The organism is Robinsoniella sp. KNHs210 (assembly GCF_000686105.1).
Lineage (GTDB): Bacteria > Bacillota > Clostridia > Lachnospirales > Lachnospiraceae > Robinsoniella > Robinsoniella peoriensis.
This window is the reverse complement of record NZ_JMLZ01000002.1, coordinates 5453536-5476780: the sequence shown is the minus strand read 5'-3', so window position 1 is coordinate 5476780 and position 23245 is coordinate 5453536. Positions and strand designations below refer to the sequence as shown.

18 protein-coding genes are annotated in these 23245 nt (G+C 36.3%); 2 read left to right on the top strand and 16 right to left on the bottom strand.

The window, feature by feature from the left end:
* Positions 1-4: 4 nt before the first annotated feature.
* The 16 genes from CD03_RS0130265 to CD03_RS0130190 form a co-directional block, all read right to left on the bottom strand.
* A complete protein-coding gene (locus CD03_RS0130265; protein ID WP_027296817.1) occupies positions 5-925 on the bottom strand; it encodes a class I SAM-dependent methyltransferase in 921 nt (306 codons plus the stop codon).
* An 83-nt stretch (positions 926-1008) separates the two neighbouring features.
* On the bottom strand, positions 1009-2304 hold the full coding sequence (locus CD03_RS0130260) for an ABC transporter ATP-binding protein (RefSeq protein ID WP_027296816.1): 1296 nt from the start codon (positions 2302-2304) through the stop codon (positions 1009-1011).
* A gap of 15 nt (positions 2305-2319) precedes the next feature.
* Positions 2320-3126, bottom strand: a complete 807-nt coding sequence (locus tag CD03_RS0130255) for an ABC transporter permease (RefSeq protein ID WP_027296815.1) — start codon at positions 3124-3126, stop codon at positions 2320-2322.
* A gap of 13 nt (positions 3127-3139) precedes the next feature.
* Positions 3140-3691 (bottom strand): dTDP-4-dehydrorhamnose 3,5-epimerase, encoded by a 552-nt coding sequence (gene rfbC / locus CD03_RS0130250; protein WP_027296814.1) that lies wholly within the window; start codon positions 3689-3691, stop codon positions 3140-3142.
* Between the two features lie 165 nt (positions 3692-3856).
* Entirely contained in the window at positions 3857-4726 is an 870-nt protein-coding gene (gene rfbA / locus CD03_RS0130245; protein WP_027296813.1) for a glucose-1-phosphate thymidylyltransferase RfbA, read from the bottom strand.
* A 64-nt stretch (positions 4727-4790) separates the two neighbouring features.
* On the bottom strand, positions 4791-5867 hold the full coding sequence (rfbB, locus tag CD03_RS0130240; protein ID WP_027296812.1) for a dTDP-glucose 4,6-dehydratase: 1077 nt from the start codon (positions 5865-5867) through the stop codon (positions 4791-4793).
* A 133-nt stretch (positions 5868-6000) separates the two neighbouring features.
* Positions 6001-7035: a hypothetical protein gene (locus CD03_RS0130235; RefSeq protein WP_027296811.1), complete on the bottom strand. Its 1035-nt coding sequence runs from the start codon at positions 7033-7035 to the stop codon at positions 6001-6003.
* The gene (locus CD03_RS0130230; RefSeq protein WP_197041710.1) at positions 7032-9704 is read right to left on the bottom strand and encodes a YfhO family protein; all 2673 of its coding nucleotides are present in this window, start codon (positions 9702-9704) and stop codon (positions 7032-7034) included. The genes CD03_RS0130235 and CD03_RS0130230 overlap by 4 nt, the downstream gene beginning before the upstream one ends.
* Positions 9705-9956: 252 nt before the next feature.
* A complete protein-coding gene (locus CD03_RS0130225) occupies positions 9957-11024 on the bottom strand; it encodes a hypothetical protein (RefSeq protein WP_027296809.1) in 1068 nt (355 codons plus the stop codon).
* 18 nt (positions 11025-11042) lie between these two features.
* Positions 11043-12641 (bottom strand): MBOAT family O-acyltransferase, encoded by a 1599-nt coding sequence (locus CD03_RS0130220; protein WP_027296808.1) that lies wholly within the window; start codon positions 12639-12641, stop codon positions 11043-11045.
* Positions 12642-12644: 3 nt separating this feature from the next.
* Positions 12645-12878, bottom strand: a complete 234-nt coding sequence (locus CD03_RS0130215; protein ID WP_027296807.1) for an acyl carrier protein — start codon at positions 12876-12878, stop codon at positions 12645-12647.
* On the bottom strand, positions 12868-13731 hold the full coding sequence (locus CD03_RS36650; RefSeq protein WP_027296806.1) for a GNAT family N-acetyltransferase: 864 nt from the start codon (positions 13729-13731) through the stop codon (positions 12868-12870). Before CD03_RS36650 ends, CD03_RS0130215 begins: the two co-directional genes overlap by 11 nt.
* Positions 13718-15208, bottom strand: coding sequence for an amino acid adenylation domain-containing protein (locus CD03_RS0130205; protein ID WP_330377448.1), 1491 nt, complete (start codon positions 15206-15208; stop codon positions 13718-13720). The genes CD03_RS36650 and CD03_RS0130205 overlap by 14 nt, the downstream gene beginning before the upstream one ends.
* Positions 15209-15294: 86 nt before the next feature.
* The gene (locus CD03_RS0130200) at positions 15295-16353 is read right to left on the bottom strand and encodes a hypothetical protein (RefSeq protein WP_027296804.1); all 1059 of its coding nucleotides are present in this window, start codon (positions 16351-16353) and stop codon (positions 15295-15297) included.
* Positions 16354-16441: 88 nt separating this feature from the next.
* Positions 16442-18154, bottom strand: coding sequence for a hypothetical protein (locus CD03_RS36645; protein WP_156043066.1), 1713 nt, complete (start codon positions 18152-18154; stop codon positions 16442-16444).
* Positions 18155-18185: 31 nt separating this feature from the next.
* Positions 18186-19127: a glycosyltransferase family 2 protein gene (locus CD03_RS0130190; protein WP_027296803.1), complete on the bottom strand. Its 942-nt coding sequence runs from the start codon at positions 19125-19127 to the stop codon at positions 18186-18188.
* Between the two features lie 177 nt (positions 19128-19304).
* On the opposite strand from CD03_RS0130190, the gene CD03_RS0130185 reads away from it, so the two are divergent.
* Both CD03_RS0130185 and CD03_RS0130180 read left to right on the top strand, forming a co-directional pair.
* The gene (locus tag CD03_RS0130185; RefSeq protein WP_027296802.1) at positions 19305-20225 is read left to right on the top strand and encodes a nucleotidyltransferase family protein; all 921 of its coding nucleotides are present in this window, start codon (positions 19305-19307) and stop codon (positions 20223-20225) included.
* A gap of 127 nt (positions 20226-20352) precedes the next feature.
* A complete protein-coding gene (locus CD03_RS0130180; protein WP_027296801.1) occupies positions 20353-23088 on the top strand; it encodes a lectin like domain-containing protein in 2736 nt (911 codons plus the stop codon).
* The last annotated feature ends 157 nt before the right edge of the window (positions 23089-23245 follow it).

Here is a 23245-nt window from a genome sequence, read left to right as displayed (position 1 = left end):
ATTTTCAAACACGCTCTAAGATAGCCAGGTATGAATTGGAATACAACGGAAACAAGCGGCTGTCTATCAAAGAATCAAAAACTTTTTCTTCATCGAATAAAAGGAGCCGTTCTCTGTCAAAATTCCAGATATTTGTATTCAATTCTCCTTTTTTCGGGAGATATTCATCTGAATATATTGTCATCGGAAGCTTGTAGTCCGGATATGGATAATAGAAATCCGCCTCAGCAAAACCAGCCTCTTTAAATATATCTTCCAGTTCCGGTTTGGAAAAAGTATGCACTCCGCTGGTATTGGGATAGTTTTCCAAGCCTTCAAAATAAGTTCCTACATGGTCTTCTCTACAGCCTGCCCAGTATTTCAGCCCCAAACGGTTTTCAATAGCAATAATCACTTTCCCACCTGGTTTTAAATGGCTTCCGATCAAACGCAAAAACTCTGTGTATGGTTCATCCGTTCCAATATAGCCTTCCGCATACTCAAATACACCAATCAAAGTTATATAATCAAATTTCTTTTCCAGACTTTTTTCTATATCCTGAAAATTTCCAACACATATATTAATATTGTCATAATGCCTGTTACGGTTAGCATTGATCAGGCTTCTCTTTTTGGACAGTTCTATGCAGGTAACTTCTTTTGCCCTGCGTGCCAATGCCCCCGTAATCGCTCCGCATCCGGAGCCGATTTCCAGAACCTCTCCCTGTTTATGAAACGGAAACCAGTCAATGATATTTTGTCTGATATGAGACATATGGTATAACACCGACCAATCCCTGCTGTCTGCAATTACCTGATTTAATTCCTCTTCTTCATAACGGCTTGCAATTTCCAGAAGCATATCTTCAATTTTGCCGTCGCTGTACAAATCTTCACCCGGATAATATTTATAATCCAGACGAACTTTTCCCACCTGTTCCTGCATTGTCAATCCTTTCCCCTTCCCGTATCGGATGTATCGTTATTCGAAGCACACATCCAGAGCATAAAGCCTGGATCTTCCACGCTCTAATTCAATAACGCAACTTTTGAATTCGCATCATAGAAACCAACTGTGTTCTTGGTCGATACGATTGTCAGATTGCATACCTCATACAGCCTGTGATGTACAACAAAATCTACCTGGTCATATCCCGTGCATCCAAGGGAAAGCATATATTCCCCGCCCTGCATATCCATACGCTGGGTAAATGCAATTTCCTGATACTCTCCCGGTCCTTTACTCTGTACATTTACTTTTTCAAATAAGCTGTTGGTTCCGGTAATATCTGTCCCTTTCAGATCGGTAATGGTAAATGCATAAATCGGATCATGAATCTTATCATGAAATTTCACACGCATCTGAATCGTGCACAAACTTCCTTTTTCAATGGTGTTGCTGGACATTCCTTTTTCATCTAATATATTAAATCCGATTATTTCGGCCTTCTTATCCCCATATTCATTAATATGCGGATTCACATCAAAGGACGGATTCCATTCTTCCTGATTCTCTATATCCGCTGCTAAAACAGGTTTTTTCTCCGGCACAACTTCCGTCAGCTTCCCTTGTGCATCCAGATCCAGTTGGTTTACCAGAACCTTCTTATACATGTCCACCATCTGTTTTGGCACGCCTTCTGCAAGCTTCTTGCCTTTGTTTAAAAGAATAACCCGGTCACAGTATTTGCTGATGCTGCTCAGATCGTGGCTTACCAGAAGAATCGTCTTCCCCATCTTCTTGAAGTCTTCAAACTTACGATAACACTTCGTCTGGAAAAATACATCTCCAACGGAAAGCGCCTCATCTACAATCAAAATCTCAGGTTCTATATTAATCGCTACTGCAAATGCCAGACGGACAAACATACCGCTGGAATAGGTTTTAACCGGCTGATGAATAAATTCACCAATATCCGCAAACTCCAGGATATCATCCATCTTTTTTTCAATCTCTTCTCTTGTGAAACCGATCATGGTTCCATTCAGATATATATTTTCAATACCGGTGTATTCCATATTAAATCCGGCACCCAGCTCCAACAAAGCCGAAATTCTGCCGTTTACTGTCAGGTTTCCGCCGCTTGGATTTAACACACCTGTGATAATCTTTAAAATCGTAGACTTACCGGAGCCATTAGTTCCGATAATACCTATCGTCTCACCTTTTATTACATCAAAACTGACATGCTGCAGTGCATAATGGTCTCTGGAAAGGACTTTTTTCTTGCTAAGGCCCAGTGATTCCTTCAACCGGTCGGAAGGCTTGTCATACAACTTATATATTTTCGTAAGGTCTTCTACCTTAATCGCTATTTCATCCATTTATTCTACCTCTTCCTACAAAACATCTGCAAAATGTACCTTTAATTTTCTAAAAAGCTTGGCACCTATTAAGAATATTACTGCTGTAAAAACCCAGAAATAAAGTGTCTGCCAGGGATGATTCCAAAAGCCTACTTTATCAATTAAAGCTTCGCGGTAGCCAAACACAATATAATACATTGGATTCAGTTTAAAGATCACTGCCAGTATCCCTGTTATGCGCAAATCCTCAAAATTCCACATAATCGGTGTCATCCAGACTCCTACCTGTAAAACAATATTGATAATCTGGGTTAAATCCCTGAAAAAAATAACAATTGCACTGGTTACATAAGACAGTGCCAATACCATTACAAACATACAGAAAGTATAATAAATAATCTGCAGAGCATAAAGGGTTGGATAGTGTCCCGACACCGTATACATAAAAAGAACCACTAAAATAAAGAACAAATGTACAAACAATGCAGATATTACTTTTACAACGGGAAGAATACTAATCTTAAAAACTACTTTCTTAACCAGATAGCTGTACTCAATAAATGCATTCGTCCCATTGTTTAGTCCGTCCGAAAAGAAAAACCATGGCACCAGACCAGCAACCAGCCATAAAACAAATGGCACGTCCCGCACCGGTCCGGATCTTAATTTGGAAAATACAAACGCATATACAAGAACTGTTACAATGGGCTGGACAAATGCCCAGATAATCCCAAGATAAGATCCTGCATATTTCGTTTTAAAATCATTTTTTGCCAGCTGCATTACCAGTTTACGATTCTGGTAAAGCTCCGCCGGCAGGGAAAATATTCTACTTAACATTTAACTACCTCTATTATTTCTTCAGTGTCGCAATGCCGCCCCACTTCTGATCTTTGTCAGAAATAATGAGCTGCATATCAGCAGGAATCGGCCATTCAACCCCAATTTCAGGATCGTTCCATGCCAGTCCGCCTTCATCATTCGGATGATAAAAATCCGTACATTTATAAGCAAACTCTGCAGTGTCAGACAATACAACAAAGCCATGTGCAAAATTCTTCGGTATAAAAAACTGCTTTCTATTTTCTGCCGAAAGCACTACACCAAACCATTTTCCATAAGTTTTAGATCCTTCCCTTAAGTCCACGGCAACATCAAATACTTCGCCGGAAACAACACGAACTAATTTGTCCTGAGGAAAATTAATCTGAAAATGTAAACCACGCAGTACACCTTTTTTAGACATTGACTGATTGTCCTGAACAAATTGCATGTCAATCCCTGCTTCTTTATAGTCATTATAATTGTATGTCTCCATAAAATAACCACGTTCATCGCCAAAAACTGCAGGTGTAATCACTTTTAAACCTTCTATATCACATGTCTCTACTGTAATCTTACCCATTTTTTTACCCATTTTATATTGCAGGCAAGCCTGCAATACTGCCACAATAATACACTGAAAGAATTACATCGTGGCTTCCTTTCTGTATCATAATTTTCTTTCAGCCTTTACCTCTTTCAACTACATAAAAATCTTAATTTAAAAATATATGGACTGCCGGGAATTTTACAGACCGTTTGCAATCTCCATAAGATACTGGCCATATTCCGTCTTAAGAAGCGGCTGAGCGAGTTCAATCAACTGCTCTTTGTTTATAAATCCTCTGCGGTAAGCAATTTCCTCAATGCAGGAAATATAAAGGCCTTGACGTTTCTGGAATGCCGCAACGAAATCTGCTGCATCTAACAGTGAATCATGGTTACCGGTATCCAGCCACGCAAATCCTCTCCCAAGGGTCTCTACATGAAGGGTACCTCTCCTTAAATATTCATTGTTGACACTGGTGATTTCTATTTCCCCTCTGGCTGACGGTTTTACGTTTTTCGCAATTTCCACTACATCATTGTCATAAAAATACAATCCGGGAACTGCATAGTTCGACTTTGGATGTTCCGGTTTTTCTTCAATAGATAAAGCTTTCCCATCTTCATCAAATTCTACCACACCATATTCTCTTGGATCTCTGACATAGTATCCGAAAATAGTAGCACCTTTTTCTCTTGATGCTACATCTCTTAAAATTTTAGAGAAACTCTGACCATAAAATATATTATCTCCCAAAATCAGCGCAACACTATCTTTTCCGATAAATTCTTCACCAACAATAAAAGCATCTGCCAATCCTCTGGGCTCCGTCTGTACAGCATAGGACATCTGGAGTCCCAATTGTGAACCATCTCCCAGCAAATCTTCGAAAACCGTAATATCCCTTGGTGTAGATATGATTAAAATTTCTTTGATTCCGGCCAGCATCAAAATGGACAACGGATAGTAAATCATCGGTTTATCATAAACCGGCATAATCTGTTTTGAAATTGACTTTGTAAGCGGGTACAATCTTGTTCCGGAACCGCCTGCTAATATAATACCCTTCATTCTATAATCCTCCTATTTAACGCAAACGAGCAGTGCCTTGGTACGGGCACTGCTATATGCTTTCTTATTTGTACATTTCTTGGTAATATTTCTGATAATCACCACTGGTCACATTTTTCATCCAATCTTCATTTTCAAAGAACCATTTGATTGTCAGCTTAATGCCATCTTCAAATTTCGTCTCCGGATACCAGCCGATTTCAGCTTTAATTTTATCCGGTGCGATTGCATATCGTCTGTCATGTCCTTTACGGTCTTCCACGTAAGTAATCAGATTTTCACTGACTAATTCTTTTCTTGGATCCCCTTCGGGCAGCATTTCCTGCAGCGTGTTCAGGATAATATGAATAATCTCTATATTCTGTTTTTCGTTGTGTCCGCCTATATTATAGGTTTCAAAAAGTCTTCCCTGTTCCTGAACCATATCGATTCCCTTTGCATGGTCTTCTACATATAACCAGTCTCTTACGTTCTTGCCGTCACCATACACAGGAAGTTTCTTGCCCTGCAGGGCATTGTTGATAATCAGCGGAATGAGTTTTTCCGGGAACTGGTAAGGTCCATAGTTATTACTGCAGTTCGTAATATTTGCCGGGAACTTATAAGTATCCATATAAGATTTTACAAGCATATCGGAAGAAGCTTTACTTGCGGAATATGGGCTGTGCGGATCATAAGGAGTTGTCTCATAGAAGAACTCATCCTCTTTTTCCAAGGAGCCGTATACCTCATCCGTAGATACATGCAGGAATTTTTTGCCTTCCTTAAAAGTTCCGTCCGGGAGCTCCCAGGCTGCCTTCGCCGCATTTAACATCACCAGAGTTCCTAACACATTTGTTTTAACAAATACTTCCGGGTTCTTAATACTTCTGTCTACATGGCTCTCCGCCGCAAAATGAACCACACGGTCAATATCATTTTCTGCAAAAATCTTCATAATGGCATCACTGTCACAGATATCAGCCTTTACAAAGGTATAATTATCACGGTTTTCTACACTTCTTAAATTCTCAAGATTTCCTGCATAGGTCAGACAGTCCACATTGATGATACGAATTTCGCTGTCATATTTCTTAAACATATAATGAATATAATTAGAGCCTATAAAGCCTGCCCCTCCTGTTACCAGATATGTTCTCACTTTTTATTCCTCCAAATTTTGTTTATAAAGCGCCAAAATGCGCTGTTTTGAATTGCGCTACGGGTATTATATCAAATATTGCAGGTTACAGCAAGGAATATTTGTTTTCGGCAATTTTTCACACAGTCTGCCATTATCTATCCCATTTCTGTTTTCCGTTTTTGATAAGATTCTCATACTTTTGATAAGAAGTTTCCCAGGATTCATAGATCTTATCACCGCGTTTATCTTTTATATCATAATGTTCTAAAAGATATTCTGCCAAGTATCTTGTATACTTTTCACTACCGTAAATATTTACATGCTCCTTATTATAAAAATCCATAGAAAAATCAATACCTACTTCGTCATATATCTGATTAAAGTCTATATACGGATAGCCATATTGCGAAACCAGATCCATCGTATAATTAAACTCTTCTCGTGCTTTTTGCTCCAAATTAAAAGGTGATGCTACAAATAATATCTTGAGCTTGTTTTCATTACAATATTCCAACAGATCTCTCAAAACAAGCTCTACTTTTTCCTGGATAGGAGTGCGAATCTGGGTAGGCTCTGAAATGAATTCCATTGGTTTACGCATATAAGACGCTTTTTTTCCAATCCAAGTGCCTTTCAGATCACTATATTTTTTAACAAAATCATACTTCTCTAAATTTACCCACCTGGAATGAAACTTGATGAGCGGAATATAAAACTCCATACTTTTACCTAAACCATATCCTCTAAAATCCATAATTTCCTTAGTAGTTTTAATCCGGTTAAAAGATGGTTTCATAAATCCCACGGCCTGATGCAGTGTTGAGTCTGTTATTTGATCAACTTCTTTTCTTACGCTTCTGATTTCAATTATAAAAACTTTCGGATTCTGTGTTTTCAAAACTTCCCTGATACACCCTTTAATAGCCGCAACTGGCTGTGAATTTGTAGTTAAAGGATACACCGCCATACCATAATCATGATAAGCCAAAGGCCCATTCCAGTATCGATCCGTCCCACTGGATCCTATATAGACAGCATCCAGACTATTCTTCTCCTCCTCATAAAATGTATTAAATCGTTCAGCACTATCTGAATTTTTTTTCTTTAACACAGAAGCTAACCCCAAAAAAACACAAATGGCAACTATGCAAAAGATAAAAGATCTAATAAACTGCTTCTTTGTCATTCTTTCTTCCTCTTTATATTATAAATAAAAATGCCTGCTAAAAAAACCACTCCCATTAACGTACATAGGAGCCCTGCCTTAAGCCCTGGTGTAAAGTATTTTAATTCCACTAAGTGATTCCCCTTATTCAGCACAATGCCGCTATACATTGTATTTGTACGCAATATCTCTGCTTTCTTGCCATCCACATAAGCTGTCCAGCCTTTTGAATATGGTATCGTCAGACAAAGGAGCTTTGAGGAATCCAGGTCAATGGTACCAGAAATTTTATTTGCGGCAAATTCTGTATTTTCCAGATGGTCTGCTTTCAGATCTTCTACCTGGGCAGGGTAATTTTCCATTGACTGGCTGATTACTTTCATATCTTTAAATGAATATTTGCCTTTTCCAATTAATTTTATTTTAATTTTATTTAAAGGTTTACTACTGTACATTAGATTGATCGCGTAATCTTTTTTCCCTTCATATAGGTGGCTTTCAGGTGTAATAACTTTCATATTTTTTTTAACATCTCCAGCAGTCACTTCTACCAGTGCTTTTCGTGCTTGAGATCCAGAATCTTTTTTTGCCTTATAAGCTAGACTATCAAACAGAAGATAGGTTTCTGCATCTTTTTTTCCGTTAAATATAAGCGTAACTGTTCCAGCTCCTTTAGTTACATGAAATACACCATTCTTTAATTCTACCCCTTTACCACACTTAATAGTATAAGATAAATCAGAAGATGTAATATTCGGTTCTATCTCCTTCATATCATCAACTTTTTCATTGATCACTGCAGCCTGCAGCATAGCTTCCTGCTTTTCAATCGGTGTCAATTTATTATATTTATCTGATGATAGATAATTGGAATATGTATATCCAAATGGTAATGCATATTGATTTTCATAAATCTGAACCGGCAAATCTATCTCTTTATCAGAATATGGCTGATATCCATAAAAAGGATTATATGCTAAATTATTTTGTGCAACCTGATATTTCACATTGGCAAGCGTACTCAAACTCAATCGATTATCCAGCCCTTTATAACAAAAGCTGAGATAAATTCTATTGGCTGTCTCATCAAAAAACTTAGAAATATAATTATTTGACAGGCTAAAATAAAAACTCAGCCCATTTACATCGTTTAAAACTGCTGTATTATGAGGCGTTGCATACTGAGCTTTACTATAAGTTTCAAATCTGCTAAATTCTGTATCCCCCACCCGACTTATTGCGGTAGCCGAAGTACTCATCATTTTTTTATAGGCAGTTCCACTGTCAACAAAATCGTATATATATCCAGCTGCTTTTCCATATCTATTATCAGCCTGAATGAAAATACCTGCCGCCATTACTCCAAATACTATAACATAGCTAATACTCTTTTTTAATGTATCACTCTTGTGAAGATATTTTCTGATTATTGAACAGGTACCAAAAACTATCACAGCTGCTAATAAAATATACCACGCTGTCAGAAACCTGCCATCCGGATTCTTTTTAAAAATATAATAAGATATCAAATAAACAAAAGTCAATCCCAATATGGTTACCAACTGTTTTTTTGTTATTTTCATTAATTCAGGCAGCATAGTAACTAGTATAAACGAGAGTAAAAATGCATACCCCCATTCCCAACGATTACTTGAATAGGAAAAACCATTCATTACATGACCTGCAAAAGGAATAAGCAGCATGAGTGTCAATATCACAAACCCTAATTTCAAATCTCTGTTTTGTTTCCTTTTCATAAATAATAAAACTATTGCCGGTAATACAACAGCCGAACATCCAACTATAGTCCAACTACCAACCAAATCACCTGTAATGAGACTAGTTGACAGTTTCTGATAGTAAAAATTCTTATAAAACAAATTAATATTATTGCTTAAACTGATACGATCACCCGAAATTAATGCAAGTGCACTTGGGATAAACAATACACCAGCCAAAAGTACCCCAACCACATAGAAACCACAAAAATTCCTTAAACAAATGCAGAATTTCTGCATTCTGTGTTGTTGATACATAGAAAAAAACCTGATCAATGCATATATAAAACATAAAATAGACAGCATATAGAAAAAATAAAAGTTGCTGGCCGCAGAAATAAAAATCATTCCTATAAATAAGTATGGTTTTTTGCTTTTAAAGATTTTTTCTATTCCTATCAGTAATAGCGGAAAATAAATCATAGGATTTATAAAAAAAGGATGTCTGGCTGATGCAAATAATGCATACGCACAAAATACATACGTTAATGTCCCGCACAAAGTTGTAAAACAACCTTTTTTCATATATCTACAGTACATTGAAAAACTAATTCCTGCCAGGTATAGACGCAGTAATACTAAAAAGCTATATAAGTATTCTGTTTTTGAAGCCGGAACAAATGCAGATAATAGGTTCAGCGGATCTCCTATAACATAATAGTTAAATGTAGTTAATATATCGCCACCATACCCAATGCTAAAATCCCATAAAGGAAGTGTCAGATTACCATTTGTAAATAATTCTTTAATAATTCCTCGTAAATATTTACCATAATATGTCAGCGCAATATAATGCTGACCCAATCCATCTCCATTCCATATTAAAGCCTTATTTAATGTCAAAAATGGCCAGTAGCAAATAATTGCGAATACAATAAAAGCTGTTGTATATATTCCATAATATTTTCCCATGCTTTGGTGTTTTACACAAAAATTCATTCTTTTTTCGTTCGTACATGTTTGTTTCATATTTTTCCTTTCCCACACAAAGTACTAAATTCCCTCTTTAGATTTTTAATCATACAAAGTATTAAAATATAGGTATTGTCTATCTTTCACAATTCTATCAAATTCCAACCCTACATGCAACCTTAAAAATTCTTAAAATTACTTAAAACGCTATGACAATATCCCATATATCAGGAATAACTGCCATAGCGTCTTTTATAGTTTGCCATCAGCTTTTACTTTAGCCCAACCATTTTCATAATAATCCTCATACAATTCATAAGCTTCATCCCAACTCTTATACTCGTCTAGTCCTCTCTTGTCTTTAAAATCACAATTTTCGGCTATATAATTACCCAAATATTCTGTGACTTTTCGTGCTCCTTTTGAATTTAAATGCATAGAATTGTAGTAATCTGAATCAAACTCCATTCCCAATTCATTATACAACTTTTCATCATTAAAATTCAGAACATCCTGTCCATATGTACGTGCCATTTCAAACGCTGCATTTATCTGCCCCTGGGCATTGATACTCATGGGCGCCGGCATTAACATAAACAAGAAATGAAGATCATTTTTTTTACCATATTCTAAAATCTCTGTCATTATATCTTTTTGCAATTGATTTAACTCACCAACTTTATCTGATACAACTGGTCTTTTTATTTTCCGTATACCAAATGCAGCTTCTTCATAAACACCCTTCATTTTAGTTTCGGGCACTATAAAATCTTCCTGTGCTAACTCATTCCATCTTGAGTGATATTTTATAAAAGGAATATAAAAAGATAATTTATCATCTAAAAACGATTTATCTTTATTATATTTTTGTGCATAATCAAACGACTTATTTAACACATCAATTTTATTTTTAGAAAATCTCATATTATCTGTTAAGCGCCTGATCTTAAATTCCTGTAACTCCAACTTGGATGTTCTCAAACCTCTGAGATCTATAATGAAATATTTCACATCCTGCTTTTTACGAATTTCTTCAATTACATTTGTAACAAATGGTAAAGGGAGGCTATCCGTTGACATTGCATACAACGCTAAACCATGTTCATGCCAGGCAAGAGGAGCTGCCCACCCCCTATCTACAACACTACTCCCTAACAAAACCCCATCCCATGTATTCTCGGGCTCTTCCTCATAAAAAGCTCTATATCTGGAATTCGTGCCAACAGTAGCTGGCTGTACCACTACACTGTTTATTTTCCAGAGCACAAAGCTTAATATGATAAGAAACCCTGCTACTTTAAAAATTTGTTTTTTTCTCATAGCCTAAGTTTTCTCCTTCTAGAACTGTTGATAAATAAATTCTGTAGCGGAATATCCAGGTCCGTAAATTCCCACAACTAATAATAGCACAATTGCACCTAGATAAATCAACCATCTAAAATAGAGATTCTGTTTTGCCAACGTTTCTCTGATGCGTACACCTCGTTCCTGTAAGATTCCAACAACCAGCATTACAACAACCATAAAAATTATTACAAGAATATTATAGATATCCAATCCCAAATTCAACAGCGAACCATCAAACAACACCCATGGATTAAATTTCGAAAATGTTCTTTTCATCATATCTATAGCTACTAAAAATGAAAGCCCTCTGGAAAAGAAGCGCCCTAAACTGCACAATATAAATGTTCGAACCATCTGAAAAAACATCCAACTAAATGATTCTGTATTTACCTTAAACTTTTGAGCCACTTTTATATATATTGGCTCGAGTAGAATACTGGATACGATAATAATTCCATTCCACAAACCATAACCAATGTATTTCCAGCTGGAGCCATGCCAAACACCAACCAGTAAAAATACAATAAACATTGATAAAAATGTCGGAAGTTTCTTACCAATATAATTACCAAGAATCTTTCTAGTCTTTTTTCCCAATTTAGAAAATTGTTTTGATAAAGATAAAGGATAGAAAATATAATCTTTCATCCACGATCCTAAAGTAATATGCCACCTACGCCAGAACTCAGAAATAGATCGAGCAAAATATGGACGCTCAAAATTAAGAACCAGATCAATTCCTAAAATCTGGGATACACCTCTTGCTATATCCATTCCTCCCGAAAAATCTGCATATACTTGAAAACCATATCCTGCTCCTGCGATAAAAAGCATAATCCCCTCATAAGACTGATAATTGTTAAAAATCTGATCTACAATAATTGCAAGTCTATCAGCAATAACCAATTTCTTAATAAACCCCCACAAGATTAGCTGAATTCCTTGTGTAACACGGTTATAATCAAAATGATGCTGTTCATATAGCTGATGAGCTAATTGATCGTATCGCGCAATTGGTCCTTGAACAATCTGGGGGAAAAAAGACATAAATAAAGCAAATTTAGCTATATTAGAATCAGGCTCGTATTTGCCACGATATACGTCAACTACATATCCTACCGATTGTAAAGTGTAAAAAGATATACCTAATGGCAGTAATAAATTTAAAAGAGGAATTTGTGCCTTTGTAGTAAATATACCTATTACAGCATTTATATTATCCGCCATAAAGTTAAAGTACTTCAAGAAAATCAATATTCCAAAATTAATCAAAATAGCATACAATAATATTTTTCTTTTTCTAGATACCTGCCTATTTTTATAGGCTTTTTTTTCTTCTCTGGTAAGATTCTTTTTCTCAGCATCCAAAAAAACAGACGTCTGCTCATTTACCCTGCCCAGCCATCGACCTGTATAATATGTAACTAATGTAGTTAAAAGCAAAAATATTATCAGTTTAATTCCCGAAAAAGCATAAAAAATGTAGCTTGCCACTAATAAGACAAGCCATTGCATTTTTTTAGGAACCAAGAAGTATACTATGCACACTAATAAGATAAAAATTAAAAATGAGCCAGATACAAAAGCCATGATTTATTCCTCTTCCTGTAGTTTTTTTACGAGCTGAAGCATCGCTTCCACTGAATTGAAGTTTTCAGGCTGCAAATGTTCAACATTAATTTCTATATCAAATGCATCATTTAATTCTCCAACTAAAGAAACAATATCAAATGAATCCAATATGCCATCATCAATTAATTTCGTTTCTGTTTCAAATTCCACATCCGGTCTTAATTCTTCTAAAATCTCCATTAATTCATCTTTCATTATAAATCTCCTTTTCTTCATTCATCTTATATATAAATTGTTTTGAAACCATACCATCTTCTTTATAGCCGCATTTTCTATAAAGATTAATTGCTGGAGTATTCTCAACATCCACCCAAAGATTACATACTTTTGCGCCTTTCTCAAACGCTGTATCGATAGCGTACGTAAATAATGATTTCCCTAAACCTTTTCTTTTAAATGTCTCAGATACTGCTAAATGTTGAAGGAGGCACGTTGCCCCATTAAATAAAAACTGTATCGCAGCACATAACTCACCTGTATCAGATGTAATGCAAAAAACTTCACCACGCGTTATCTTAGCGATTAGCTCCATTTTGTCCGGTAACGGTGTACTTCGTTCATCTAAACCCGTTTTCCATAACTCTAATATATCGTTAGCCAGATTTAAATCTCCCATTTGAAAAGTAAATTTCTCCTCAGACAAATTAATTCCCCTATAATTTTCATTTAAATCTGCCTTTCTTAATGCCATCCTCTGATATAAATGATAATCCATGTATCCAACAGTTCTCCATTTATTTAGTAATTCTTGCAAATTAGCTGGTTTTCTCTCGTTTCTATACACGAAGTCTAGGATACATATCTTTTCATGTATAATATTTTCAGGCAAAGCGCTTTTTTCTAAAAAAAAGTATAATCTGATATACTCCTCTTCCTTCACAAAAAAATATAGTCCACCAACACTTTCAGCATAACTTAATTTTTCTTTCCCAATATATTCATCAATTTCTTTAGCCAAAAAAAAACAATTAGTATCAGATTTTCCGTACCGCCTTTGAAATTCTTTTATCAAATGACTATATTGACAAAAACTCTCAACTTTCACCATTTGTAAGAAACCTTCCTTTCAAAAACGTCCTGTCTATCTTACCATTCTTATTCAATGGGAGAACTTCTAAATATACTAATTTATTCGGAAACATATATTTAGGAAGACTTTTACCCATACTTTTTAGAATTTCCTTGTCACATTGTTCTTTCGCTTGATAGAACATCACGATTTTTTCTTTTTGGTCATCATAGATGCAACATGCTGCCCCTATGATTGGCAGTGCATTTGCTATAACTTCAATTTCACCAAGCTCAATACGGTGTCCCATATGTTTGATCTGATAATCTTTGCGTGATACAAACATCAGATTTCCATCTTCTGCATAATATCCCAGATCCCCTGTTCTATAAATCAGCTCGGGATACATATTATTCAAAGGATTTTGACAAAAAACCTCTTTCGTTTTTTCAGGATTATTATAATAGCCTAATGCCAATGAACTTCCCCTGACGCATATCTCTCCGGTGGCCCCTGCATTTACGCTCTTATTATTTTCATCTAAAAGTAAAATATCAGTATTTTCAAAAGTAACACCTATTGGCAATTGCTCCTCATCCAAAAAAGATCTGGATACTTTATAGTATGTACAATTACATGTGATTTCAGTAGGACCGTATAAGTTAACATATTGTACATCCGGTAAATAATTACGCCAATAATTTAATACTTTGTTTGGCATAACTTCTCCCGAAAACATAATAGTATGTAAGTATTGCGGTAACTCTTTCTCTAAAGCTTTTAAATTTTCTACAATTCTTAATGCTGATGCTGCCCAAATCACTGTGTTTATTTTCTTCTCATTTAAATACGCTATTAGTTTCCCGGGAAACGAAAACATTACTTTAGGTATAATATGCATTGTTGCACCATTTTTAATTGTCGAATAAATATCCTTAACCGAAACATCAAAGTCAAACGGTGCCTGATTACCAAATACATTTTTATGGGAAAACTCAAATTCTTTCGCAAAGTTATCCGTAAGATCTATTACAGAATGATGCCCTACAAGAACACCTTTAGGCACTCCGGTTGAGCCGGATGTAAAAATTGCATACAATGGATCAGAATCCAGATATCCTGAGTAGATATCATCCAATTTTTGTTTATCAATTTCGAATTCCTCTAACGTTTGCAGTGCCGTGATGCTTTTTTCAAATCCACATTTAGTTAAAACCTTATTAAGCTTTTGTGGTGAGATTATCACTTCCGGATCTAATGTATTGATAATTAATTCGATTCGTTTTGCAGGCATCTGACTGTCAACCGGAACATAAAAATTACCACTGTAAACAACTGCCATAAAAGAAACGATGCTGTCTATATTCCTGTCAATCATCACAACAACCGGCTTATGTCTCTTATTTTTCATTAAAGCAGTAAGACCGCAGCCAGCCCTTTTAGCCCTATAACCAAATTCTTGATAGGTTATACTTTCTTTGTCATCTGAAAAAGCTATTTTATCCGGATAGTTCACTATAGACTTTTCCAGATACTCCAAAATATTTCTCTGCATATTTATCCCTCTTCACACCTAAATTTTAGCTACTTTATTTGATATTTCTACTGCTCTGACCAGCCAATATTATAAAAGTTATTATACACTTCCCATGCCTGATCCCAACTGGCATATTCTTCTCTTCCCCGCTTATCTGCAAAATCATAATTTTGATCTATATAATTTCCTAAATACTCTGATATTTTTCTGGCTCCTTTTGCATTTACATGAGCCGGGTCGTAAAAATCTGTAGAAAAATCAACTCCTACCTCCTGATACATTGCTTCTTGATTAAAATTAATTCCACGATAACCATTTTCATTAATAATTTGAAAAGCCTGATTTATCTCTTTTTGTTCCTTCTTACTCATTTCACCTGGCAGCATAGTAAACAATAGTTCAACATTGTGTTCTTTCCCAAAACGTATCACATCTTCCAGAAGTTTAATCTGATCATCAGATAAACCGCCTGCCTTCGTTGTAGTTTCAGGTTTTGCCTGCACAACCGTCTTAAACGCTGATCCCTCATATACACCTTTCATCTCAGATGTTGGTTTCACAAAGTTTGTTTCCTGCAGTCCATTCCAGTTCATATGATATTTTATAAATGGTATATAATAAGATAATTTATTATCAAGCATCTGGTCTTTGTCTTTTGCAATATCCTTATCTTCTATATATCGAAATACTTTATTCAATGCTGCAGTGCGGGTCCTGGAATATACCATATTATCTGTTAATCTCCTAACCTTCACTTCTGAAACTCCCGTTTTACTTTCTCTCAAACCTCTCAAATCAATGATAAACATAGGTACATTTTGCTTTTTTAAAACCTCTTCCATTAGATCTGTTGTCATGAGAAACAGCTGACTGTCAGTAGCCATAGAGTATATAGCTAAACCATGTTCATGCCATACTACCGGAGGCGCCCAAGCCCTGCTTACAACGCTGCTTCCCAGGAATGCAGCGTCCCACGTATTTTCTTTTTCCTTTTTATAGAAATCATGGAATCGGGACGACATTCCACTTCCCTCAGGGCTGACAAAAATATAACTCAACCATAAAAACAGCATTATGGTACAAAGTACAAATAAAATTGCTCTGATTCCCTGTTTCTTACTCATCAATCCACCTTCTTAAACATAACACTAAAACAATTATTGCTAAGATAACACATTTTTAACATTTTTGCAATATTTCTTTATGATTTTCTTAATCTTTTTTAATTTTTTTTCGTTTCCTGCCCCTAAAAATTCTACGCTTTCTTCTTTTAATTGTCAATATTATATAACCCGTCAGTAATATAACGATGACAATCACCACAATTATGCATAGTGGTATAAAATCAGCAACATAGATGACATGGATGGAATGATTGCCCTGTATATTCTGAAATTCGTAACTGGTCTTATTTTGATCTTTGCTGATAAATTTACCATCAACTAAAATTCCCAGCAAAAAGGCGCTATCTTTATCAGCTTCGTACGATATCTTATATTTTTCTCCCCGGTAAATTTTCTTAGTACCTTCACTGATTTTTCCGCCATGGATCTTTGTTGTAATTTCATAGGTAGGAACCTCCTTGAATATAACATCGACAGCATGTTCTCCTTGTACGTTATTCAAGATATATTCCGTTTCATCCCCTTCAACTGTGACTGGATTTCCATCCAGCAAAACAGCGTCTAATTCATAATGCAGATCTGGTTTAAAAGTAATTTTAAAATTGTTGCCTCGATATACTGATTTAGACTTACTAACTGTTCCATTTTCAGCAGAAGTCACTATTTTATATTTTGGAATCTTCTTATATTTTATTGAAATTTTATGGTCTTTATCTACATTAGAAAACGTGTATTCCGATGGATACTTTGTTACATCAATTTCTTCACCATCTATAGTGATACTCTCCAGTTCATAATGCTTATCGGGGTTATATGTAATCTTACATTCTCCTTGTGGATCAACTTCTATATTGCTTCCATTAACGGTACCATTTACCACCTCAGTCTGGATATTGTAAACAATCGGTACGGTAACAGAATAAAACCTTATACGACGGGGCGATGTAACACCAGTACTGATGATAAACTTTCCCGGTTCAATCTGGCATATTCCTTCTGCTTCCCTTTTTTCTTCATAATCGGCAAAATTCAGATAATAACGACCTACTCTTTTCTTTTCAGAAATGGAGTAAATCTGTATGTAATTATCTACTCCCGAACTTAAGCCATATGATATACTTATAATATAATCTCCATAAACACAAAAGTCCTGAAACGTAGTTCCTTTTACTCTCTTAACACCATCTATGATATATAAGATATTAAAATCAGCATCCGTAACCGCAAATGAATAACCTCCAGACCTGCCCATTTGCAGTACATATTGATTTGTTTGACTATTGTAATCTACACCGGAAAAGAAAACATCCATATCAGTTACCTTAATGGTTCTTTTATATTCCAGAGTATCTGCATCTGCTATCATCAAGCTGCCCCTGTTATCCGGATTACTAGGTCCGCCAGTCGCTATTATCAATTCATTTGTATTAGGGTTAAAAGTCATTCCATTTCCATGTTCATAGTCCGTTTCACGAACGTGTCTCGCATAGCTGAACTGCGGTACGGTATACCCATCTTCATCTTTATCTGTTTTATAAAATGCAATCAGCGTATCCGGTTCTCCCTGAACCCCATTTTCTAAACAAACCAGGTATTTATCTGTAGCACACATCGCCTGTGTCCAACCATTTTCATCAATTACAGATGCTTCATGATCATATGCCCATTTTACATCTTTAAAAACACTCGGACTTTTTAAAGTTTCTGCAAAAACGTGTTTCATTGGAAACAACAAAAAAACTACAAATGCTATACTCAGCATCATTCCCAATATCATCAGGTTTTTGTTCCTTATAATCATCTTATCCCCTTTATTAATTGTACTAAAACCTCTACTTTTCTGTTGTATTTTCATTTCCACCCACTTTTTTAGATATCAAATACCGTGGACGGCCCTTTACTTCCTCATAAATTTTAGATATATAATATCCGATAATTCCCAAACTCATCATAATAATACTCCCAATTAGCAATATTAAAAGTATTACTGTTGTAAATCCTTCTACTGCATGTCCAGAAAAATATTTACACAAAGATTGTATCCCCAGAACAATCCCCATAACAAACACAAATACACCAGCTACAGTAACAAATTGCATTGGTGCTGTAGAAAAAGAAACAATATTTGTAATAGCATACTTAACAAGTGACCAGGTTGACCACTTGGATTCTCCATCTGTTCGTTCCTGCACATCAAATTCAACAGTAGTTCCCTTAAATCCTACCCAGGATGATAATGCTCTAAAAAAAGCATTTTTCTCCGGCATATTCAGCAACGCATTAACAGCTTTACGATCCATCAGCTTGTAATCAGATGCTCTGGACATATCTATTTTTACAGCTTTGGACATAATTTTATAGAACATCCCCGCACTTGCCTTATGGATAACACTTTCTTTTCCCCTGCTTTTCTTAATACCTTCAACGATCTCATACCCTTCTTCCCATAACCGATACATGTCAATCAGCGTCTCTGGCGGATGTTGTAAATCACAATCCATTACGACGCAGCAATCACCATTTGCATTGGCTAATCCTGCGAAAACAGCTGATTCCTTTCCAAAATTTCTGGAAAAATGTACCCCGATTATATTTTTCTTTATCTGGCAGACTTTTTCAATCTGAGTCCATGTATCATCTTTTGAACCATCATTTACAAAGATAATTTCATAACATATATTTTCTTGCTCTAATACTTTACCTATTGCCTCCGCCGCCTTTGGAACCATACGCTCCTCATTGTACGCCGGAATAACTATGGATAACAACGACATATCTTTTATTTCCTTTCATTATATAAATAGCATTTGGATTAATATTACACCAAAAAATTCTCATCGTCAAAGAATTTTGCATTAATTTTTCTTAAGTTACCATTTATCATGTTCATTTAACCTGATCTATGATATACTATTTTTATTATGAAAAAAACAATATCAAGGAGAAGAATTATGAAAGACACAACACTGGTAATCATGGCTGCCGGTATCGGCAGCCGATTTGGAGGTGGAATCAAACAACTGGAACCTGTTGGACCAGCCGGAGAGATCATCATGGATTACTCCATACACGATGCACTGGAAGCCGGATTTAATAAAATCGTATTTATTATCCGCAAAGATCTGGAGAAAGACTTTAAGGAAATCATTGGAAAGCGTATCGAAAAAATTGCAGACGTGTCCTATGCATTTCAGGAATTAGACGACCTTCCGGAAGGATTTCACAAACCTGAAGACCGGACGAAACCCTGGGGTACCGGACAGGCAATCCTCTGCTGCAAAGGCCTGCTGAATGAACCATTTATCGTAATCAATGCAGACGACTATTATGGTAAAGAAGCATTTGTAAAAATTCATGACTATCTTGTAAACTGGTCTCCTGTGGAAGGTAAATTTAATTTCTGCATGGGAGGTTTTATCCTAGGAAATACCTTGAGCGATAATGGTGGAGTAACCAGGGGGGTTTGTAATATTGATGAAAATTACCATCTTGTTGATGTAGACGAAACCTCTGATATTGTCAAAACAAAAGATGGCGCTGCTGTTCTTTTAGCAGATGGCAGCATGAAACCTATAGATGCAAAAAGTTATGTCTCTATGAATATGTGGGGCTTTACACCTGATTTACTGGATGAGCTGGAAACCGGGTTTGTAAAATTCCTTTCTGAAATCAAAGAAGGGGATCTAAAGAAAGAATATCTGCTACCCATCATTGTTGATAAACTGATTAAAGCCGGCAAAGCTCAGGTCACATTATTAGAGACAAATGATAAATGGTTTGGAGTTACATATAAAGAAGACAAGGCTACCGTAGTAGAATCTTTCAAGAAACTTATTGCTGACGGCGTGTATTCAAACCCTTTATTACCGTAAGTAACGAGCCAAATGGACGCCCTTACGGGCTTATTTAGTAATTACGGTGTGGATTAGAATCCCGCAGCAGTGGAACAAATTAATGCCCCGTTGCCTGAGGCGGGGTATTTGACTTAGGAGTGTTTAAATGAAAAAATCAAGATTAGCTTTATCTCTTATTTTGAGTATTTCACTTACCACCATTGCCCCGGCAGACGTTTTATTGGCTGCCGGCTCTCCAGATGGTTCTAATATTCAAAATCAAAAAGCTTCTGCTGTGCAGACAGCTGAAATCGAACCTGAAACATCAACAACAACCGACACAACAAAAAAATCAAATGTATTTAATACCTCTGAAACCGATATACCGATAGAAATTACAACTGAGTCACCGTCCATACTTACTGAGGCTCCAGAAACGGATCTGTCGGCTTCACCAGACTCTTCCATTCAGACCGAACCTCAGATAATTACTGAGGGGGAATCGGATATGGTAACAGAACCCCAAACGAAGGAAACCGGATCTTTAAAGAAAGAAATCAATCGTGCTGGTAACACGGAACCTGAAACAGAGGAAATTCCAGATCTGGATTACGTGCTGGGAAGACCTATGACCCAGGAGGAGTTGGATCAGCAGCATTCCATGGCTCCCCAACTGATAACGCTTCCTTCTTTTGGAATGCCTGTCTTAAATGCAAATGGAGGCACTGCTCCCCGCGCCAGGGCATCCTTTCCTTCTTATTACAGCAGCCGGGATCTGGGATTTGTAACGGGTGTACGAGACCAACGGCCATGGGATACCTGTTGGGCATTTTCTTCCCTCGCCTGCGGTGAAACATCCTTACTAAAAAAAAGGCTTGCTACATCATCCCTGGATCTTTCGGAACGACATTTGGCTTATTTTTTCTATAATACTCCTATTGATCCTCTTCAGCTTACATTAAAGGACATGAACCTTCCGATTACCACCAAAAACTATTTGGAAACAGGAGGAAACAATCTATTTACCATATTTACACTGGCAAAATGGGTAGGTGCCGCCGATGAATCAGTTGCACCTTACAGTAACGATCCAGTTAAGTTTCCCGGAGGCCTAGATTCCAAATTTGCTTATTCTGATACCGCACATTTACAAAATGCATATATCATCCCATCCGCTTCCATGAATGATATGAAATCACTGATTTTATCACAGGGAGCAATTGCGGCAAATTTGTACATTGACTCTAGCAACTATTATAACTATTATAACCCAAATACTGCTTCGTATTGCTATTTAGCAAATGGAACTATAAAAAGCCAAAATCATACAGTAGAAATTGTTGGCTGGGATGATAATTATAAAAGAACGAATTTTCTCTCAGGAAAGCAGCCGTCCCGCAATGGTGCATGGCTTGCAAAAAACAGCTGGGGAAGCAATTGGGGAAAAGATGGTTATTTCTGGATCTCTTATGAAGATGCTTTTATAAGCAGCGGAGATGGTGATGCAACGGGTGTTGCATTTGATTTTGAATCAGCTGATAACTATGATCACAATTATCAGTACGATGGATCCAGCGGTAATTCCTATAACATGTATCAGGGAAGTACGTCCATTGCCAATGTTTATACTGCCAAAGGAAATGCTACGGGCGCTGATGAGCTCTTAGAAGCCGTATCCTTTGCCCATTATACACCTGGAGTAAATTATTCTATCCAGATATATAAAAACCTCAAGGATTTAACCAATCCTACAAGCGGCACAAAAATGTTAGTAAAACCACAAAAAGGTATAAGCCAGTACGCGGGTTATCAAACAATTAAACTGAAACAACCCGTTACTTTGGCCAAGGGAGAAACCTTTGCTATAGTAATTAAATTAACACCTCCCAAAGATTCACCGCTGTATATATTTATGGATCGGACATATACCAATGGTTCCTGGATAAAATTCATTTCCACTTCCGCTAAATATCAAAGCTTTATTAAAAAGACTTCCGACAAAACCTGGCAGGATGCACACAGTATGACTGGTTCCAAAGGCGATACGGTACGTATCAAAGCTTTTACTTCTGATTTAAAAACCTTTTCTCCCAGAAAATTATCAATAAAAGCAAGTAAAACCTCTACTTATGTGGGCAGAAATATCAGCCTAAATGTTGCATTTTCCCCGAAGAAAAGCACAGTATCTTCTATCACCTGGAAGTCATCCAATTCAAAAGTAGTCAAAATTACTTCTTCCAGTGGTAAAAAAGCGACTGCTGCTGCCGTAGGCTATGGAAGCGCTACAATAACAGCTACTACAACAAACGGCCTGACTAAAGATATTACCATCAAAGTTACCAGACCCAGTTTTGAAAAAGTAACAGTCCGAGGTTATAGAAGCGTTAATTTGAGCTGGTATAAAGTATATGGGGCAAAAGGATATGCGATATACCGCAGTACAAGTAAAAATGGAACCTATAGTAAAATTGCTACCATTAAAAATGGCAGTACTACATCTTTTGTAGACAAGGGGCTGACAACAGGGCGTACTTATTACTATCAGCTCCGCTCTTATAAGAAATCCGGCGGTAAGTACGTTTACAGTAACCGATCATATATTAAATCTGCTATACCAGCTCCACAAGCTCCAAGATTAAATGAACTTTCCTTATCAGGCAGTTCTAAAGTCAATGTTTCCTGGAAATCAGTCTCCGGTGCAAGTGGCTACCAGGTCTACCGCAGTAATGCTAAAAATGGTGAATATAAACGGGTTCGAACTACTAGCGGCAAAAACAGTACTACTTATTATAATAGGCTGAGAGAAAATGGAACATATTATTATAAAGTGAGGGCTTACCGGGTTGTGAAGGGAAAGAAAGTTTACGGGGTTTATTCTGAGGTGAAGAGTGTTTCTAAATAATGATAAGTAGAAATCATAGGCATTCTATAGTAAAAATTATTAAGACCTTGGGTAAGAATAATGGGTTGGAGGATAAGATTAACATTTATCCTCCAACCCATTTACTTTGTAAGCGCAAAATAATTCCACGGATTGTTTTGTCCTAAAACCCAGTCCA

Coding starts and splice junctions, on each gene's coding strand:
- CD03_RS0130265 (WP_027296817.1), bottom strand. CDS start 925: ATGCAGGAACAGGTGGGAAAAGTTCGTCTGGATTATAAATATTATCCG.
- CD03_RS0130260 (WP_027296816.1), bottom strand. CDS start 2,304: ATGGATGAAATAGCGATTAAGGTAGAAGACCTTACGAAAATATATAAG.
- CD03_RS0130255 (WP_027296815.1), bottom strand. CDS start 3,126: ATGTTAAGTAGAATATTTTCCCTGCCGGCGGAGCTTTACCAGAATCGT.
- rfbC (WP_027296814.1), bottom strand. CDS start 3,691: ATGGGTAAGATTACAGTAGAGACATGTGATATAGAAGGTTTAAAAGTG.
- rfbA (WP_027296813.1), bottom strand. CDS start 4,726: ATGAAGGGTATTATATTAGCAGGCGGTTCCGGAACAAGATTGTACCCG.
- CD03_RS0130235 (WP_027296811.1), bottom strand. CDS start 7,035: ATGACAAAGAAGCAGTTTATTAGATCTTTTATCTTTTGCATAGTTGCC.
- CD03_RS0130230 (WP_197041710.1), bottom strand. CDS start 9,704: ATGGGAAAATATTATGGAATATATACAACAGCTTTTATTGTATTCGCA.
- CD03_RS0130225 (WP_027296809.1), bottom strand. CDS start 11,024: ATGAGAAAAAAACAAATTTTTAAAGTAGCAGGGTTTCTTATCATATTA.
- CD03_RS0130220 (WP_027296808.1), bottom strand. CDS start 12,641: ATGGCTTTTGTATCTGGCTCATTTTTAATTTTTATCTTATTAGTGTGC.
- CD03_RS0130215 (WP_027296807.1), bottom strand. CDS start 12,878: ATGAAAGATGAATTAATGGAGATTTTAGAAGAATTAAGACCGGATGTG.
- CD03_RS36650 (WP_027296806.1), bottom strand. CDS start 13,731: ATGGTGAAAGTTGAGAGTTTTTGTCAATATAGTCATTTGATAAAAGAA.
- CD03_RS0130200 (WP_027296804.1), bottom strand. CDS start 16,353: ATGAGTAAGAAACAGGGAATCAGAGCAATTTTATTTGTACTTTGTACC.
- CD03_RS36645 (WP_156043066.1), bottom strand. CDS start 18,154: ATGATTATAAGGAACAAAAACCTGATGATATTGGGAATGATGCTGAGT.
- CD03_RS0130190 (WP_027296803.1), bottom strand. CDS start 19,127: ATGTCGTTGTTATCCATAGTTATTCCGGCGTACAATGAGGAGCGTATG.
- CD03_RS0130185 (WP_027296802.1), top strand. CDS start 19,305: ATGAAAGACACAACACTGGTAATCATGGCTGCCGGTATCGGCAGCCGA.
- CD03_RS0130180 (WP_027296801.1), top strand. CDS start 20,353: ATGAAAAAATCAAGATTAGCTTTATCTCTTATTTTGAGTATTTCACTT.